This is a genomic window from Rhizobium lentis (genome assembly GCF_017352135.1).
GTDB lineage: Bacteria > Pseudomonadota > Alphaproteobacteria > Rhizobiales > Rhizobiaceae > Rhizobium > Rhizobium lentis.
The window spans coordinates 668,914-685,171 of record NZ_CP071454.1; the positions used below are offsets into that span (position 1 = coordinate 668,914).

Annotated in this window: 15 protein-coding genes; 9 read left to right on the forward strand and 6 right to left on the reverse strand. The window is 62.1% G+C overall.

The annotated features are described in order from the left end of the window. Nucleotides 1-106 precede the first annotated feature (106 nt). The 6 genes from J0663_RS03320 (at nt 107) to J0663_RS03345 (ending at nt 6,275) form a co-directional block, all read left to right on the forward strand. Entirely contained in the window at nt 107-415 is a 309-nt protein-coding gene (locus tag J0663_RS03320) for a hypothetical protein (protein WP_207243052.1), read from the forward strand. Nucleotides 416-482: 67 nt separating this feature from the next. Next, nucleotides 483-1,598, forward strand: coding sequence for a DNA alkylation repair protein (locus J0663_RS03325; protein WP_207243053.1), 1,116 nt, complete (start codon nt 483-485; stop codon nt 1,596-1,598). 247 nt (nt 1,599-1,845) lie between these two features. Next, nucleotides 1,846-3,522, forward strand: a complete 1,677-nt coding sequence (locus J0663_RS03330) for a DEAD/DEAH box helicase (protein WP_207244410.1) — start codon at nt 1,846-1,848, stop codon at nt 3,520-3,522. 73 nt (nt 3,523-3,595) lie between these two features. After that, complete coding sequence (locus J0663_RS03335) at nt 3,596-4,009, forward strand: hypothetical protein (protein ID WP_207243054.1); 414 nt, start codon at nt 3,596-3,598, stop codon at nt 4,007-4,009. Nucleotides 4,010-4,018: 9 nt separating this feature from the next. After that, the gene (locus tag J0663_RS03340; RefSeq protein WP_207243055.1) at nt 4,019-5,008 is read left to right on the forward strand and encodes an AraC family transcriptional regulator; all 990 of its coding nucleotides are present in this window, start codon (nt 4,019-4,021) and stop codon (nt 5,006-5,008) included. Between the two features lie 58 nt (nt 5,009-5,066). After that, complete coding sequence (locus J0663_RS03345) at nt 5,067-6,275, forward strand: MFS transporter (RefSeq protein ID WP_207243056.1); 1,209 nt, start codon at nt 5,067-5,069, stop codon at nt 6,273-6,275. Between the two features lie 240 nt (nt 6,276-6,515). On the opposite strand, the gene J0663_RS03350 is transcribed toward J0663_RS03345, so the two are convergent. Further along, a complete protein-coding gene (locus J0663_RS03350) occupies nt 6,516-7,415 on the reverse strand; it encodes a DMT family transporter (protein WP_207243057.1) in 900 nt (299 codons plus the stop codon). Between the two features lie 343 nt (nt 7,416-7,758). Between J0663_RS03350 and J0663_RS03355 the strand changes: the two genes are divergently transcribed. The 3 genes from J0663_RS03355 to J0663_RS03365 are packed head-to-tail and all read left to right on the forward strand — an operon-like array spanning nt 7,759 to nt 10,946. Then, on the forward strand, nt 7,759-9,168 hold the full coding sequence (locus J0663_RS03355; protein ID WP_207243058.1) for a circularly permuted type 2 ATP-grasp protein: 1,410 nt from the start codon (nt 7,759-7,761) through the stop codon (nt 9,166-9,168). Further along, nucleotides 9,168-10,109 (forward strand): alpha-E domain-containing protein, encoded by a 942-nt coding sequence (locus J0663_RS03360; RefSeq protein ID WP_207243059.1) that lies wholly within the window; start codon nt 9,168-9,170, stop codon nt 10,107-10,109. Before J0663_RS03355 ends, J0663_RS03360 begins: the two co-directional genes overlap by 1 nt. A 12-nt stretch (nt 10,110-10,121) precedes the next feature. Beyond that, on the forward strand, nt 10,122-10,946 hold the full coding sequence (locus J0663_RS03365; RefSeq protein ID WP_207243060.1) for a transglutaminase family protein: 825 nt from the start codon (nt 10,122-10,124) through the stop codon (nt 10,944-10,946). Nucleotides 10,947-10,961: 15 nt separating this feature from the next. Here the strand turns inward: J0663_RS03365 and J0663_RS03370 are convergent, their stop codons facing one another. The 5 genes from J0663_RS03370 to araD1 all read right to left on the reverse strand — a co-directional run bounded on the left by J0663_RS03370 (nt 10,962) and on the right by araD1 (nt 16,144). Beyond that, on the reverse strand, nt 10,962-11,372 hold the full coding sequence (locus J0663_RS03370) for a type II toxin-antitoxin system VapC family toxin (RefSeq protein ID WP_207243061.1): 411 nt from the start codon (nt 11,370-11,372) through the stop codon (nt 10,962-10,964). Next, nucleotides 11,369-11,611 (reverse strand): type II toxin-antitoxin system Phd/YefM family antitoxin, encoded by a 243-nt coding sequence (locus tag J0663_RS03375; protein ID WP_207243062.1) that lies wholly within the window; start codon nt 11,609-11,611, stop codon nt 11,369-11,371. The genes J0663_RS03370 and J0663_RS03375 overlap by 4 nt, the downstream gene beginning before the upstream one ends. Before the next feature lie 235 nt (nt 11,612-11,846). Then, nucleotides 11,847-13,586, reverse strand: a complete 1,740-nt coding sequence (gene araD / locus J0663_RS03380; RefSeq protein ID WP_207243063.1) for an L-arabinonate dehydratase — start codon at nt 13,584-13,586, stop codon at nt 11,847-11,849. 61 nt (nt 13,587-13,647) lie between these two features. Continuing rightward, the gene (locus J0663_RS03385) at nt 13,648-15,081 is read right to left on the reverse strand and encodes an aldehyde dehydrogenase family protein (protein WP_207243064.1); all 1,434 of its coding nucleotides are present in this window, start codon (nt 15,079-15,081) and stop codon (nt 13,648-13,650) included. Between the two features lie 67 nt (nt 15,082-15,148). Further along, nucleotides 15,149-16,144, reverse strand: a complete 996-nt coding sequence (gene araD1 / locus J0663_RS03390; protein WP_207243065.1) for an AraD1 family protein — start codon at nt 16,142-16,144, stop codon at nt 15,149-15,151. Between the last annotated feature and the right edge of the window lie 114 nt (nt 16,145-16,258).

Genomic DNA, 16,258 nt, shown 5'->3' on the forward strand with positions numbered 1-16,258 from the left:
GACGAAAATTTAATGCGGTAACCGCTTGCGCGGTCATCGCACTGCCGCGATCGGGGCGGAGTCTGGCCGTGGCTTTATGGAAGCCAGTCTAGATAAGGATGATACTATGTCCGTTTTTCATAAGACCATGGCAACGGGCCTGATGGCGCTGACCTTTGCCGGCGCCTCGCTCGCCACTGCCACCACCGCCGATGCCCATCCGCGCGATGCCTTCTGGGGCGGCCTTGCCGCCGGCGTCGTCGGCGGCGCTCTGCTCTCGGAAGCCGCCCGCCCCGCCTACCCTGTTTATCCAGCCTACCCCGTCTATCGCCCCTATCCCGTCTACCGGACCTATTACCGGCCGTCCTATTGCCATATCGAATGGCGGCACGATCGCTGGGGCGAGCCCTACCGCGTGAAAGTCTGCCCGGAATAGAAAACCGCATCCGGCGCCGCTTGACCTCCCGGCGGCGCCGGTCCAATCCTCCGATAGGAGGATCAGTATGCCGGAACCGCTCAAGAACCTGTTGCATGAAGGGCTGGCCCGCGACATGTCCGATCGCATCGCCGCCCACGCGCCCGCCTTCGACCGGGACCGTTTTGTGGCACTGGCGACCGATGGCCTCGCAGCTCTGGAACTGATGGAACGCTCGGCGCTGATCCGCGACGCATTGTTTGCGACAATGCCCCGCGATTTTCCTGAAGCCGCCGCCATCCTGAAGGCGAGTCTGCCTGTAGCTGGCAGATCCGGACTCTCAGGCTGGATGCTGCTGCCGGTCAACCAGTTCATCGCCGCGCGCGGCCCTGATCATTTCGATCTCGGGCTCGATCTCTTGAAGGCGCTCACGCGGCATTTCACAGCCGAGTATGGCATCCGCCCCTTTATCCATCGTGACCAGCAGCGCGCGCTCGCCATCATCTCCGGCTGGGTCGGCGATCCCGATCAGCATGTGCGCCGTCTCGCAAGCGAGGGAACGCGGCCGCGCCTACCGTGGGCGATGCGGCTGCCGCAGCTCGTCAAGGAACCGGCGCCGATCCTGCCCATCCTGACCGCGCTGATGGACGATCCGGAGGATTACGTGCGCCGCTCCGTCGCCAACAGTTTGAACGATATCGCAAAGGATCATCCGGATATGGTCGCCGCCTTCATCGCCGGCCATATCGAGGGCGCCTCGGCCGAGCGCCGCTGGCTGCTGAAACATGCCTCGCGCACGCTGCTCAAGAAGGGCCACGCGCAGGCGCTCGCCAATTTCGGCTTCGGCGCGGCGGCCTCCCTCGACTGCGAATTGCGGCTCGCAAGCAACGAGGTCATCTTCGGCGACGGGCTGGATTTCGAAATCCGCGTGACGAATTCAGGCGAAACCACGCACGCGCTGATGATCGATTATGCCATCCACCACGTGAAGGCCGACGGGTCACTCTCGCCGAAGGTTTTCAAATGCAAGACCGTCACACTCGCGCCCGGCCAAAGCCACGCGATTGAGCGCCGCCACGCCATGCGGCCGATCACGACGCGGCGCTATTATCCCGGCGAACACCGAATCGCCATCCTCGTCAACGGCGTAGAAAGCGCCTCGCAAAGCTTCGTCCTCAGGATGCCGTCGCCCGCCCCGCGCTGAGGCTTTTTGTGCGCTGCACTTGACTTTCCCTGAGAACTAGCCCAAATGCGGCTCAGCTTTCACCCTTCCGGCCGCCGCGTGAGCGTGCCCCTGCTCGAAAATACGAAACGCAGGAAGAAGGGACAAAAGCGCATTTCGATAGAGCGCCGCACTCCTAAGAGCGGCCAGAAGCGCTGGAAAGCTTTTTTCCAACTTGCAAGTTCCCACTTCACGCGGGGTTCTTGACGCCAGAATGAAACCGGATCGCATGGTGCGTTCCGGCGATATTCGTTGTGGCGCCCCGAAAGGTTATGACTTGACCAATTTTGAATCGCTTGGTGTCTCCAAGCCGATCGTCGCCACCTTGTTCCAGCTCGGCATCGAAACGCCGACGCCGATCCAGGAACAGGCCATTCCCCTCCTTATTTCAGGCCGCGATCTGATCGGCCTCGCCCAGACCGGAACCGGCAAGACCGCCGCCTTCGGCCTGCCGCTCATCGAGAGGCTGCTTGCCGACGAGCGCCGCCCCGATAACCGCACGACGCGGACGCTGATCCTTGCCCCGACGCGCGAACTGGTGAACCAGATCGCCGAGAACCTGAAGAAGTTCATCCGCAAGTCACCGCTGCGCATCAACGTCGTTGTCGGCGGTGTTTCGATCAACAAGCAGCAGCTTCAGCTCGAAAAGGGCACCGACATCCTGGTCGCCACTCCGGGCCGCCTGCTCGATCTCGTCAACCGCCGTGCCATTACGCTGACGACGGTGCGCTATCTCGTGCTCGACGAGGCCGACCAGATGCTCGATCTCGGCTTCGTCCACGATCTGCGCAAGATCGCCAAGCTGGTGCCGAAGAAGCGTCAGACGATGCTGTTTTCGGCCACCATGCCGAAGGCTATCGCCGATCTCGCCGGCGAATATCTCGTCGATCCCGTCAAGGTCGAAGTCACGCCTCCCGGCAAGGCTGCTGACAAGGTCGAGCAATATGTCCATTTCGTCGGCGGCAAGAACGACAAGACCGAACTGCTGCGCAAATCGCTGACAGAAAACCCTGACGGCCGCGCCATCGTCTTCCTGCGCACCAAGCACGGTGCGGAGAAGCTGATGAAGCATCTCGACAATATCGGTTACTCCGTCGCCTCGATCCACGGCAACAAGAGCCAGGGTCAGCGCGAGCGGGCGCTGAAGGCCTTCCGCGACGGCAGCATCAAGACGCTGATTGCCACCGACGTCGCCGCCCGCGGCATCGACATCCCGGCCGTCAGCCATGTCTACAACTACGACCTGCCGGAAGTGCCCGACGCCTATGTCCATCGCATCGGCCGCACGGCGCGCGCCGGCCGCGATGGCATTGCCATCGCTTTCTGCGCCCCCGATGAAGCCAAGCTGCTGCGTGATATCGAGCGCCTGATGGGCATCGACATTGCGGTAGCCAGCGGTGAACCGCCGGCCCATATCAGCGCCGGTGGCCCGCGTCGCGGCAATGGCAACAACCGCAACCGCGGCGGCGGTCAAGGTCGCGAAAACAATGGTCGCGGCGAAGGCCGTGGCGACCAGAACCGCTCGGAACATCGCGGCAGCCGTCAGGAACGCCGCCCACGCCCTGAGCGCACCGGCCGCAACGAGGATTTCCGCGGTCAGCACCGCAGCGAAGCGGCTCCGGATCTCGGCGCCGACAATGATCTAGTCTCGACCTCCGATTTCCGCCCGGCGAAGCAGCGCCCCGCGCATGGCGGCCCCAATGGCCATCATGCCAATGGCGAGCCGAGCGGTCATCACCGCGGTAACGGCCGTCATGCCCACGGCCGCCCGGCTCGCAAGCACGGCGAAGACCGCGGCCAGCACCAGGCCCAGGGCGGCGAACAGCGGCGCGACGGCAACGGCGGCAACCGCCGCGGCGGCTCGGGCTCTCGCAATGGCGGCGGCCAGCGCCGCGAACGCGCCTGAACGCCGATTGATTTAAAGGAGAAAAGGCCGGACCTTTGGCCTTGAATATTGGGAGGCCGGAGCATCTGTTGGGATGCCCGGCCTTTTTCTCGTTTTGTCATGGCATCACCGCATCAGCCGTACACGGTCACAGTTCCCGGTTTCTGTACGCATCCTTGAGAAAATCGAAGCCTCCTTCGCAGCGGCGACGGAAGTCTGGCCAAATCAGCGCGATGTGAAGGCGCCGCCGACGGGCATCGCGACGCCGATGATGAAGCTCGCCGCTGGGCTGCATAGCCAGAGCACAGCAGCGGCGAACTCTGCGACGGCAGCCATATTCGTCGACCGCGCGGTCGGCGACGGCGCGACCGGCACCTCATCAGCGACATCGCAAGCCATGCCGATCGCGTTGCGCCTGCCCATCGATCTTATTTGGTTGAACAGACCGCTACGCACCCGGAGGAGTCGCGAAGCCAACCCGCTTGAATGCCGGACCCTTAAGACCTAAATTGGCTCCATGCTTGACCATCCGTCCCGACCGTTGCCGCCTTCAACCATCCCAATGGATGCCCTCAGTGAAGTCCTGCAGGACTTTCGCTTGAGTGGAGTCAATTATGGACGCTGCGAACTCAGGCATCCATGGAGCATTGCCTTTCCGCAACAACAACTGCTTCGTTTTCACTTCGTCAGCCAAGGTCCGTGCTGGATCCATAGCGAAGCCCAAGGGTGGCAGGAGTTGAACGATGGCGATCTGGTGCTGCTGCCGCAAGGCATTGCACACCGATTGGCGAGCGCGCCTGATGTTGAGGGCGACTCGCTTAAGAGCTGTCAGATAAAGAGGTTGGGGAGCAACGTCTGCGAAGTCTTGCGTGAGGGAACGGGCGCCACCAGCACCCTGTTCTGTGGCTCCATGACCTTGGGCGCCCATGCACTTAACCCCTTGATCGCCCTGATGCCGCCAATCATCAAGGGCTGCGACGTGGCCGGTAACGACCCGATTGTCGGACCCCTGCTGGCCGCTATGTCAGCGGAGGCGACACAGCCCCGGATGGGAAGCGCGACGATCTTGTCGCGCATGGCGGACTTGCTCGCTGCGCGGCTTATCCGCTGCTGGGTCAACTGCAGCGGAGGCTCGACCACCGGCTGGCTCGCGGCCATCCGCGATCCCCACATCGGTCGTGTATTGGCGGCCATGCATCGGGATCCCGGCCTTAACTGGACCCTCGAAAGCCTTGCTGGAGTGGCAGGCCAGTCGCGTTCAATCTTCGCCGAGCGCTTCAGCGCCATCTTGGGAGAAGGCGCGGCACATTATCTCGCCCGTCTGCGTATGCAGCTTGCCCGCGATTTGCTGGCGCAAGGCGGCATGTCGGTCGCCGAGGTTGCTTCCCGGCTGGGCTATGAGTCCGAGGCGTCTTTCTCGCGGGCGTTCAAGCGCGTTACCAGCGTCTCCCCCGGAATTGTGCGCCGCACAAGTTCCGGACGAACGGACATGGATTTCGGATTTTAGGACACATATCATCCTGCGAACTTCGTCTATGAAATCTCCGAACATAGGAGATCCTTCAATGACGGACACGACATCACAGTTCGACGAAGCCGCAATTGGTCTGGAGACGGTTGAACCATCCGCGTGGAGCGGGGCGACTTGGTTTGCCGTGGTTTCGATGGCGGCCACCAGCTTCGCACTCGTATCTGCTGAGTTCCTACCGGCAGGCTTGTTGACGCCAATGGCGAGCGATCTCGGCATTTCAGAGGGAACGGCGGGACAAGTCGTCACCGCCACCGCTTCCGTCGGCGCTGTCACGGCCCTTCTGAGCAATGTTCTCATCGGCAGGCTGAACCGCAAGGCGGTGCTGGTCGGTCTCAGTGCTTTGGCGGTCGGCTCCAATATTCTCGCATCGTTGGCCACCGATTTCTGGCTGTTGTTGTTGGGCAGGGCCGGGTTGGGCATCGCGCTCAGCGGCTTTTGGGCGCTTTCAGTGGCCGTCGTGGCGAGGCTGGTCGGCGCCAACGCGACAGGTCGCGGCATGGCTATCGTCACCCTCGGCGTTTCGCTCGCCACGATAGCGGCACCATCAATGGGTGCTTTGATCAGCGATTGGCTGGGATGGCGCATCGCCATGGCAATGACAGCCGGGCTTGCCGCGCTTGCCATGCTGCTGCAGTTTCTCAGCCTGCCGACGCTTCCCGCAAGCACAAGCAATAGTCTCGCTGATGTTTTCCGGCTGACACGACGGGGCGGCGTTCAACTGGGAATGCTTGCCATCCTTTTGCTGATGACCGGTCATTTTGCCGGGTCGGTTTATGTGCGCCCGTTCCTCGAACAAGTGACACTCCTTGAAACCAGATCGATTGCCCTGGCGCTGCTCGGCTTTGGCATCGCCTCCGTGATCGGCAATGTAGCCGGCGGCCGGATGGCCGATGCGAGCATCCGCATCGCGCTGGCTGTCACGGCGGTATTGATGGCGTTTGCCGCACTTGCTCTGGTGCTTTGGGGCGCTCATATCGGCGCCGCGTTTGCGCTCGTCGCGCTTTGGGGCCTTGCCTTCGGCATGGCGCCCGTAGTGCTGCCGACCAATCTCTCCCGCGCGGCGCCGGATGCTTTGGAGGCGGCGGGCAGCCTGATGGTCGTCTCTTTTCAGGTGGCCATCAGTATCGGCGCGGTTCTTGGCGGCTATATCGTCGACCACCACGGCGCTGTGGGACCATTGACGCTTACCGCTCTCCTGGCGGCGTCGACGGTTGCCTTGGCGCTGCTGCAGCCCCGCGGCTGATCGTTGGTTCCAGCAGCCGGATTGAAGAATGCGCAGTGCCTGTGGGAATCTCTAAGCGCCAGCAAATGAGGCCGCCGACAATCGTCGGCGACCTTACATCGGTCTGCAAATCCCCACTGCGAGGTGACGGCACCCCTTTCGTCCTTCGCAGCGCTGCCCGATCGGCTGTCAGGACGTAGCGGATGTTCCCGCCAAAATGGGTTCAGCAACCTCGGTCGTTCAGCAGGTCCAGGCTTCAGCCTAGACGCTTGCCTGGGCCTGCTGAACGACCCTTCGGTTTGTCAAATATACGCCCACGACAACAATTACCGTGCCGATGACTAACGGCAGCGTCAGCGGTTCCCCGAAGGCGACGAAGGCCTCGAACGCCACCGTCGGCGGCATCAAGTAGATGAGCGAAGCTGCGCGCGAGACTTGCCCGCGGCGAATGAGATGAAGCAGCAGCCCGACGCCGCCCATCGACAGGCCGAAGACCGACCAGATGAGAGCGCCATAGGCCTGCGCGGAGCCGTCAAAATGCTGGCGCTCAAAAATGAGCGAAAGCGGCAGGGTGAGGATCAGCGCGCCGATATATTGCAGCGTCGCAATGGTTCTGAGATCGCCCGACTGCAGGTGTTTCTTCTGATAAAGCGTCCCGTAGGTGACGGATCCCATGGCAATGAGGTTGATCGCCAGCGGCAGGGCGGCATGCGCGAGATCGGCCGTCGCCGGATCGAGCAGCTTTGGCGAAATGGCGACGGCAATGCCCGTGAAGCCAAGAGCGAGACCGAGTTGCTGTGCCTTCTGCAACCGCTCGCCGACGAAAAATGGAGCCGCCATTGCCGTCAGCAGCGGCTGCAGCGCCGCGATGATGCCCGATATGCCGGCCGGCACGCCATTGGCGATCGCCCACCACAGACCAGCGAGATAGAAGCCATGCAGGAAGAAGCCGGAATAGACGGCCCGGAGCCACGTCGCCCGGCTCTTCGGCCATTGCGCCCGCATCACCACACAGAGTGCCAGGAAGGCGACCGCCGACAGGGCGTAGCGGATCGACAGAAAGGTGAATGGTTCGGAATGCAGCGCTGCATATTTCGCCACCACCCAGCCCGTGGACCAAAGGAAAACGAAGACGGCGGGGGCAAAACGATCGATGGACATGGAGCTGCTCGGCGGAAAGAGTTCGCCGTGCTGATAGCGGCATCCGGCGGTCACAGTCAAAGGCGAAGCACTGATGCTTATTTGAAATTTCGCTGATGGTCGGGTGGCGAGAGGGAGGAAGCGTATGCACCCTCAAACCGCTTGACCGCGTAAAAAGCAATCATCTGCTCACATTTTGCGCAGCCTCTGCGGAGCGACCATCCTCCCCGCCGCTCCACCTAGCTTCGAATGCCCGGATTTTCATCCCTTTCCCGCACCGCAAAATCTTTTCCTCGAACTGCGCATGGTTCTTGCATTGCAATTTGCGTTGTATTCAAATGAACAAAAAAGGGGAGCCGCACCTTTGGCATTTGATGAAATGATTACCGGGGATGAAGGTCCTCGTCCGCCTTATGAGAAATATTTCGAGTGGTACAACAGCCAAGACCGGGCGCATCTGATTGCCAAGTCCCGCGATGCGGAAAATATCTTCCGGAAGACCGGCATCACCTTCGCGGTTTACGGCCATGCCGACAGTTCCGAAAAGCTCATCCCCTTCGACATCATTCCCCGCATCATCTCTGCCCGTGAATGGCGCAAGCTCGCCCAGGGCATCGAACAGCGGGTGATCGCCCTCAACGCTTTTCTGGACGATATCTATCACAAGCAGGAGATCATCCGCGCCGGCCGCGTGCCGCGCGAACTGATCGAAAACAATGTCGCCTTCCTGTCGGAGATGATCGGCTTCCGCCCGCCCGGCGGCGTCTACACCCATATCGTCGGCACCGACATCGTGCGAACCGGCGAAGACCAGTTCTACGTGCTCGAGGATAATGCCCGCACGCCTTCCGGTGTCAGCTACATGCTGGAAAACCGGGAAACCATGATGCAGATGTTTCCGGAACTCTTCCACGAGAACAAGGTGCAGCGCGTCGAGGACTATCCCTACCTGCTGCGCCAGAGCCTTGCCTCGCTCGCCCCTCCCGGCTGCACGGGCAAGCCGCGCGTCGCCGTGCTGACGCCGGGCATTTACAATTCGGCCTATTATGAACATTCCTTCCTTGCCGACATGATGGGCGTCGAATTGGTCGAGGGCTCGGATCTGCGCGTCATCGACGGTAAGGTGAAGATGCGCACGACCCGCGGCTACGAAGCGATCGACGTGCTCTATCGCCGCGTCGACGACGATTTCCTCGATCCGCTGACCTTCCGGGCCGATTCCGCCCTCGGCATTCCCGGCATCATGGATGTCTACCGCGCCGGCAATATCACCATCGCCAATGCGCCGGGCACCGGCATATCGGACGACAAGGCGATCTATTCCTATATGCCTGAGATCGTCGAGTTCTATACCGGCCGCAAGGCGCTGCTCGAAAACGTCCCGACCTGGCGCTGCTCGGAAGCATCAAGCCTGAAATACGTGCTCGAGCACCTGGAAGAGCTGGTGGTCAAAGAGGTGCATGGCTCCGGCGGCTACGGCATGCTGGTCGGCCCGACCGCATCGAAGAAGGAGCGCGCCGATTTCGCCGAGAAGCTGAAGGCCAAGCCGAACAATTACATCGCCCAGCCGACACTGTCGCTTTCCACCGTACCGATCCTCGTCAACAAAGGGATTGCGCCGCGCCATGTCGATCTGCGTCCCTATGTGCTCGTCTCCGACAAGGTTCAGATCATTCCGGGCGGTCTCACCCGCGTGGCGCTGAAGCAGGGCTCGCTGGTGGTCAATTCCAGCCAGGGCGGCGGCACCAAAGACACCTGGGTACTGGAGGACTGATGCTCGGAAGAACTGCAAACGGCCTCTACTGGATGTTCCGTTACATCGAGCGCGCCGAAAATATCGCCCGCCTGGTCGATGCCGGACTGCGCATGTCGCTCACCCGCAGCAGCGCCGGCGACGACAACTGGGACGGCGTGCTGCAAAGCGCCGGCGTGCGCGAGGCCTATGACGAGGGCCACGCGAAGCTGACGAACGCCGACGCGATCGACTATCTCCTGCGCGATCGCGCCAATCCCTCGAGCGTTATGTCCTGCATCGACTTCGGCCGCAACAACGCCCGCATGGTGCGCACCGCCCTGACGCGGGAGACCTGGGAAGCGACCAACGAATGCTGGATCGAGCTGAAGACGCTGCTCGAAAAGCGCGTCAAGGCGGCTGACCTGCCCGAAGTGATCGATGTCATCAAGCGCCGCGCCGGCCTCATCCGCGGCGCCTTCCACGGCTCGACGCTGCGCAACGAGCTCTATAATTTCGCCCGCATCGGCACCTTCATCGAGCGGGCCGACAATACGAGCCGCATTCTCGACGTGAAATATTACGTGCTGCTGCCTTCGGTCTCGGCCGTCGGCTCTTCACTCGACAATGTGCAGTGGGAATCGATCCTGCGCTCGGTTTCCGCCCACCGCGCCTATAGCTGGGCTTATGACGGCGAATACCGGGCGATGAACATTGCCGACTTCCTGACTCTGAACGTCCAGATGCCGCGCTCGCTCGCCTATTGCTACGAGAAGATCGTCAGCAACCTCGGCTATCTCGCCCAGGATTACGAGGAGCGGCTGCCTGCCCACGATACGGCGGACGCGATCCGCACGACGCTGCAGACACGGGCGATCCGCGACATCATGGATCAGGGCCTGCACGAATTCCTCGAGGATTTCGTCTCGCGCAACAACCAGCTCGGCATGGAAATTTCCGACGGCTACCGGTTCTACGTTTAAGCGGATCAGAATATGAGACTGAAGATCAGCCACCTCACCGAATACCGCTACGACGAACCGGCGCACTTCTCTCTGCAGCGGCTGAGACTGACACCGCCGACATCATCAGGCCAGACGGTGCTCAACTGGTCGCTGAATGTCGAGGGCGCCACCCCCGAGGTGGAATATGACGACCAGTACGGCAATCACGTCAATCTGGTCTCGCTGGAAGGCGCGCAGCACGTGACGCGCATCTTGGCCGAGGGCGAGGTCGAGACACAGGACAATAACGGCGTCGCCGGCCCGCATACCGGCTTCTGTCCGCTTTGGCTCTTCCTGCGGGAAACGCCGCTGACCAAGGGCGGCAAGCTGATCAAGGAATTCATCAAGAGCGTCGGCGGCGATAACGAGCTTGCCCGCATGCACGCGCTGATGGCGGCCATCCACGAAACGGTCGACTATCGGCCCGGGACCAGCAATAGCGGGACGACGGCCGAACAGGCACTGGAGAAGAAGAGCGGCGTCTGTCAGGACCATGCGCATATCTTCGTTGCCGCCGCACGCGCCCTGCAGGTGCCGGCACGTTATGTCTCTGGCTATCTGATGATGGAGGAAAAGGTCGAACAGGCGGCGACCCATGCCTGGGCCGAGGCCCATATTCCCGGTCTTGGCTGGGTCGGCTTCGATCCCGCCAACGAGATTTGTCCGGATGAACGGTATGTCCGCGTCGCCTCGGGCCTCTGCTACCGTGACGCCGCCCCGATTTCAGGCATGCGTATCGGCACTCCGGGGGAAACGCTGTCGGTCACCGTGAAGGTGGAGGACAGCGGACAGATGCAAAGCCAGAGCCAGAGCTGACAGGTGCCGGCACCCCTAGCCTGCGGCAAGAACCTGCAGGTGGCCGTGTGCGCCGTAGCTGAGGATCTTCTGATCGGCCGTAAGCAGGGGGACACGGTGGAAACGGGCCGTGGCCACGATGATGCGGTCGGCGGGGTCGGCATGAAATTCGCCGGGTAGCCGAACGCTGTCTACCGCGATGGAGGGCTCGATCGGCGCAAGCTGGAGTCCGGGCTGCGACAATGCGCTGTCGATCCATCGCCCGACATCGTCGCCAAGCGCCAGGCGCCCTTTCTGCACCAGCATCGCGATTTCCCAGGGTGTGATCGCCGACACCAGGATCCCGCTTTTCGCGGTCGTCTCGTCGATGATGCGCCGGGCTTGCGCGCCGAGACGGGTATCGTCCTGCATTGCCCAGACGAGAACATGCGTATCGATTACGATCAACGGAGGGCGTCCCAATCCTCCGGCTCAACGACCGGAGACAGCGGATCGTCATAGCGCAATACGCTTCCCCTCATCGCGCCGATGATGCTCTTGCGGCGGCTGGTGTCAGGTGCCGGCGACAGCACCGCCACTGGCTTGCCCCGCTTGGTGATGACGATCGATTCATCGTCGTTCCGCATCTGATCGATCAGGTTCAGGCACTTCGCCTTGAATTCAGCCGCACCGACCACTTTGGTCATGACCATATCTCCCGTACACATGTGCAAGATATAACACCATATCCATAGCGAACAAGTGCAATGGAGAAGGCGTCTCCCACCCGCCTCCAGCTTTTCGCTCGACGTCATCCTCGGCCTTGTGCAGCCTTGTGCCGAGGAGCTGCTGCCCTATCGAACGGAGGCAGATGCTCGGGACAAAAAAAGCGGGGCTTTCACCCCGCCTTTTAAAACCATCCCGATCTCGGACACGCCCCGCTCAGTGGCTGTCCTTGCCGACAGCGTTTCCGCGACATCCTTTGAGGAAGTCGAGATCGGCGCCCGTATCGGCCCCTTCGACATGCTGCTGATGCAGGAAGGCATAGCCCGACTTCGGCAGGTCATGGTTCGGCTGCCATTCGGCGAGACGCCGCGCCAGTTCCTCGTCGGATATGTCGAGGTGCAGGCGGCGGTTCGGCACGTCGAGCTCGATCATGTCGCCGTTCTTGACGACCGCCAGCGGTCCGCCGACGGCAGCTTCCGGAGAGGTGTGCAGCACGACGGTGCCATAGGCCGTTCCGGACATGCGGGCATCGGAGATGCGCACCATGTCGAGGATGCCCTTCTTCAGCACCTTGGGCGGCAGACCCATGTTGCCGACTTCGGCCATGCCGGGATAGCCCTTCGGTCCGCAGTTCTTCATGACCATGACGCAGGTCTCGTCGATGTCGAGATTGTCGTCAATGATCTTGGCCTTGTAGTCGTCGATGTCCTCGAACACCACAGCCCTGCCCCGATGCACCAGGAGATGCGGCGAAGCGGCCGAAGGCTTCAGCACCGCGCCCTTCGGCGCGAGATTGCCGCGCAGCACAACGATTCCGCCGGAAGAGGTCAGCGCCTTTTCGGCGGGCAGGATGACGTCCTCGTTCCAGTTGATGACCTCCTTGACCTCGTCCCAGACGGTTTCGCCGGAGACCGTCAGCGCATCCTTGTGCAGAAGCCCCGCCTCGCCGAGGCGTTTCAGCACGACCGGCAGGCCACCGGCATAGAAGAACTCTTCCATCAGGTATTTGCCCGACGGCATCAGGTTGACGATCGTCGGCACGTCGCGGCCACAGCGGTCCCAATCGTCGAGCGTAAGGTCGATGCCGACGCGGCCGGCGATGGCGAGCAGGTGGATGACGGCATTGGTCGATCCGCCAATCGCCGCATTGGTGCGGATGGCGTTCTCGAAGGCCTGCTTCGTCATGATGTCGGAGGGCTTCAGGTCGTCCTTGACCATCTGGACGATGCGGCGGCCGGTCAGTTGCGCCATAACCTTGCGGCGGGAATCGACGCCGGGGATCGCCGCATTGCCTGACAGCGCCATGCCAAGCGCTTCGGCCATCGATGCCATCGTCGAAGCTGTGCCCATGGTGTTGCAGGTGCCCGACGAGCGGCTCATCGACGCTTCCGCCTCGAGGAACTCGGCCTGCGTCATCTCGCCGGCTTTCACCATCTCGGAGAACTTCCACAGATGCGTGCCGGAGCCGACGCGTTCGCCGCGGAAATAGCCGTTCAACATCGGACCGCCGGTAACAACGATCGACGGCAGATCGCAAGAGGCAGCGCCCATCAGCAGCGACGGCGTGGTCTTGTCGCAGCCGACGAGCAGGACGCAGCCATCCATCGGCTGGCCGCGGATCGCTTCCTCCACCGCGAGCGCCGCAAGGTTGCGGTACATCATTGCGGTCGGGCGGAAGGTGTTTTCCGAAGCCGAGAACACCGGCACCTCGAGCGGGAAGCCGCCGGCTTCCCACACACCCGCCTTCACCTTCTCGGCAAGCTCTCTCAGATGGCCGTTGCACGGGGTCATATCCGACCAGGTGTTGAGGATGCCGATGACAGGCCGTCCGTCGAACAGGTCGTGCGGATAGCCCTGGTTTTTAAGCCAGCCGCGATGATAAATCACGTCGCGGCTCGTGCCGCCATACCATTCCTGCGACCTCAGCCTGCGCGGCCATTCCGCTTTCTTCTTCATTGTCTCTGTCCTTCAGGATAGTCCCGGACCGCCTCGCACGGTCCGGGTCATCGGATATGTCTCAAGCCAGCGTGTAGGCCGTCTTGACCACGGTAAAGAATTCGCTTGCATATTTGCCCTGCTCGCGCGGGCCGTAGGACGAGCCCTTGCGGCCGCCGAAGGGAACATGGAAATCGACGCCCGCCGTCGGCAGGTTGACCATCACCATGCCGGCTTCCGAATTGCGCTTGAAGTGCGTTGCATGTTTCAGGCTGGTTGTGGCGATGCCGGCCGAAAGGCCAAACGGGGTGTCGTTGGCGATGGCAAGCGCCTCATCGTAATCCTTCGCCCGGATCACCGAGACCACGGGTCCGAAGATCTCCTCGCGTGAAATGCGCATCTGGTTGGTCGCTTCGGTAAACAGCGTCGGCTGCAGGTAGAAGCCGGGCGTTTCGCGCGAGATGACCTCGCCGCCGAAGGCGAGCTTGGCGCCTTCCTTCTTGCCGATCTCGATATAGTCCGTGTCGGTCTTCAACTGCCGCTCGTCGACGACGGGGCCGATATGGGTGCCGGCCTTCAGCGCGTTGTCGACGACGAGCGTCTTCAGCTTGTCAGTGAGCGCCGCGACGAACTTGTCGTGGATGCCTTCGGTGACGATCAGGCGCGAGGAAGCGGTGCAGCGCTGGCCGGTGGAAAAGAAGCCGGAATTAGCGGCGGCCTCGACGGCGACGGAAAGATCGGCATCGTCGAGCACGACCATCGGGTTCTTGCCGCCCATCTCAAGCTGGAACTTGCGGTTATGCTCGATGGAGGCAGCGGCGACGCGCCGGCCGGTACCGGTGGAACCGGTGAAGGTAATGCCGTGAACGTCGGGGCTCTCCAGCATGGCCTGGCCGACGACCGAGCCCTTGCCCATGACGAGGTTCAGAACGCCCTTCGGCAGCCCTGCCCTGTTGAGGATGTCGACGATCGCCCAGGAGCAGGCGGGCACCAGCTCGGCCGGCTTGAAGACGACTGTATTGCCGTAGCAAAGCGCCGGGGCGATCTTCCAGGCGGGAATAGCGATCGGGAAGTTCCACGGCGTGATGATGCCGATGACGCCGAGCGCCTCGCGGGTGATCTCGACGCCGATATTCGGGCGAACCGACGGTATGACCTCGCCGGCGAGCCGCAAGGCTTCGCCTGCGAAGAATTCGAAGATCTGCGATGCGCGGATGACTTCGCCGGTCGCTTCCGGCAGGGTTTTGCCCTCTTCTCGGGCGAGCAGCGCGCCGAGCTCGTCCTTGCGGGCCATGATCTCATCGCCGGTCTTCTTCAGGATGACGTGGCGTTCCCAGATGCCCGAGCGCGACCAGGCCGGAAAGGCGGCCTTGGCGGCGGCGATAGCGTTTCTGGTGTCCTCGGCGCTGCCATCGGCATAGAGGCCGACGACTTCGTTCGTATCCGACGGGTTGATGTTCTTCGTCGCGTTCGTGCCGACCCATTCGCCGGCGATCAGGTTTTGATAAATGGTCATGGGCTGAGCAAGCCTCCTTTACCGTTTACAAACACGGCCGGCCGCGGACGCAGCCAGGCCTCGAAAATCAGAGCTGCCTGACGGCAATTTCTTCTTCGGCGGCCACCTTCAGCGGATTGCGCAGCGGCAGGCCGAATTCGGCGACTTCAATCTCGAAGAGGTCGCCCTCTTCCGTCTTGATGCCGTCGGCAAAGGAAAGGGTCGCCGTGCCGAACATATGGACATGGACGTCTCCCGGAACACGGAAGAGGCCATACTTGAAATGGTGATATTCGAGGTTCGCGAAGGTGTGCGACATGTTCGCCTCGCCCGACAGGAACGGCTTTTCGAAGATCACCTTGTCGCCGCGCTTGATGCGCGAAGTGCCGCGAATATCGTCCGGCGCTGCACCGACGCGGATTTCCGGACCGAAGCTTGCCGGGCGCAGCTTCGAATGAGCGAGGAAGAGATAATTGATCCGCTCGGTGACGTGATCGGAAAACTCGTTCGACAGGGCAAAACCGATGCGGAACGGTGTGCCGTCCTTGGCGATGACATAAATGCCGGCCATTTCGGGCTCTTCGCCGCCGTCGAGCGCGAAGGAAGGGGAAACCAGCGGCGCGCCGGGAGATGCGGCGCCATAGCCGTTCCCCTTGTAGAACCACTCGGGCTGCACGCCTTTCTCGCCGGGCTTCGGCTTGCCGTTCTCAAGCCCCATCTTGAACATCTTCATCGAGTCGGTCAGCGTTTCCTCGGCCGCCTCGGTGGTCTTCTTGTGCATGGAATCGCGGGTGGCGGCCGAGCCGAGATGGGTGAGGCCGGTGCCGGTCAGGTGCAGATGGGCTGCGTCCGGGTGGGTGATCGGCGGCAGGAAACGGCCTTCCGCATAGGCCTTCTCAAGATCGACGGCCTCGCCGTAGCCATGGCCCTCGATGACTGACGCCAGCGACTTGCCGCCATCGGCGGCCTCCATCGCCAAGGCATAGACGCTGCCGGCATTCTTGACCGACCTGGCGGCGCCGCCCTGCTCGCGCACGGCGACGACGATCTCTCCGTTGGCACCCTTGATCTGGGAAATAAGCACGACTTCGATCCTTCTCGTTCCGGCGAAGGCAGGAAAAGCTCCGCCTGTCCGGCTCCATCAGGAGCCGGAATCCATCTTTCATATGACTGCGAATGCCGGGCTGCGCTTCGACGC

Excerpts from the sequence above, each read along its gene's own strand:
- J0663_RS03320 (WP_207243052.1), top strand. The coding sequence starts at position 107 with ATGTCCGTTTTTCATAAGACCATGGCAACGGGCCTGATGGCGCTGACC.
- J0663_RS03325 (WP_207243053.1), top strand. The coding sequence starts at position 483 with ATGCCGGAACCGCTCAAGAACCTGTTGCATGAAGGGCTGGCCCGCGAC.
- J0663_RS03330 (WP_207244410.1), top strand. The coding sequence starts at position 1,846 with ATGGTGCGTTCCGGCGATATTCGTTGTGGCGCCCCGAAAGGTTATGAC.
- J0663_RS03335 (WP_207243054.1), top strand. The coding sequence starts at position 3,596 with ATGCCCGGCCTTTTTCTCGTTTTGTCATGGCATCACCGCATCAGCCGT.
- J0663_RS03340 (WP_207243055.1), top strand. The coding sequence starts at position 4,019 with ATGCTTGACCATCCGTCCCGACCGTTGCCGCCTTCAACCATCCCAATG.
- J0663_RS03345 (WP_207243056.1), top strand. The coding sequence starts at position 5,067 with ATGACGGACACGACATCACAGTTCGACGAAGCCGCAATTGGTCTGGAG.
- J0663_RS03350 (WP_207243057.1), bottom strand. The coding sequence starts at position 7,415 with ATGTCCATCGATCGTTTTGCCCCCGCCGTCTTCGTTTTCCTTTGGTCC.
- J0663_RS03360 (WP_207243059.1), top strand. The coding sequence starts at position 9,168 with ATGCTCGGAAGAACTGCAAACGGCCTCTACTGGATGTTCCGTTACATC.
- J0663_RS03365 (WP_207243060.1), top strand. The coding sequence starts at position 10,122 with ATGAGACTGAAGATCAGCCACCTCACCGAATACCGCTACGACGAACCG.
- J0663_RS03375 (WP_207243062.1), bottom strand. The coding sequence starts at position 11,611 with ATGACCAAAGTGGTCGGTGCGGCTGAATTCAAGGCGAAGTGCCTGAAC.
- araD (WP_207243063.1), bottom strand. The coding sequence starts at position 13,586 with ATGAAGAAGAAAGCGGAATGGCCGCGCAGGCTGAGGTCGCAGGAATGG.
- J0663_RS03385 (WP_207243064.1), bottom strand. The coding sequence starts at position 15,081 with ATGACCATTTATCAAAACCTGATCGCCGGCGAATGGGTCGGCACGAAC.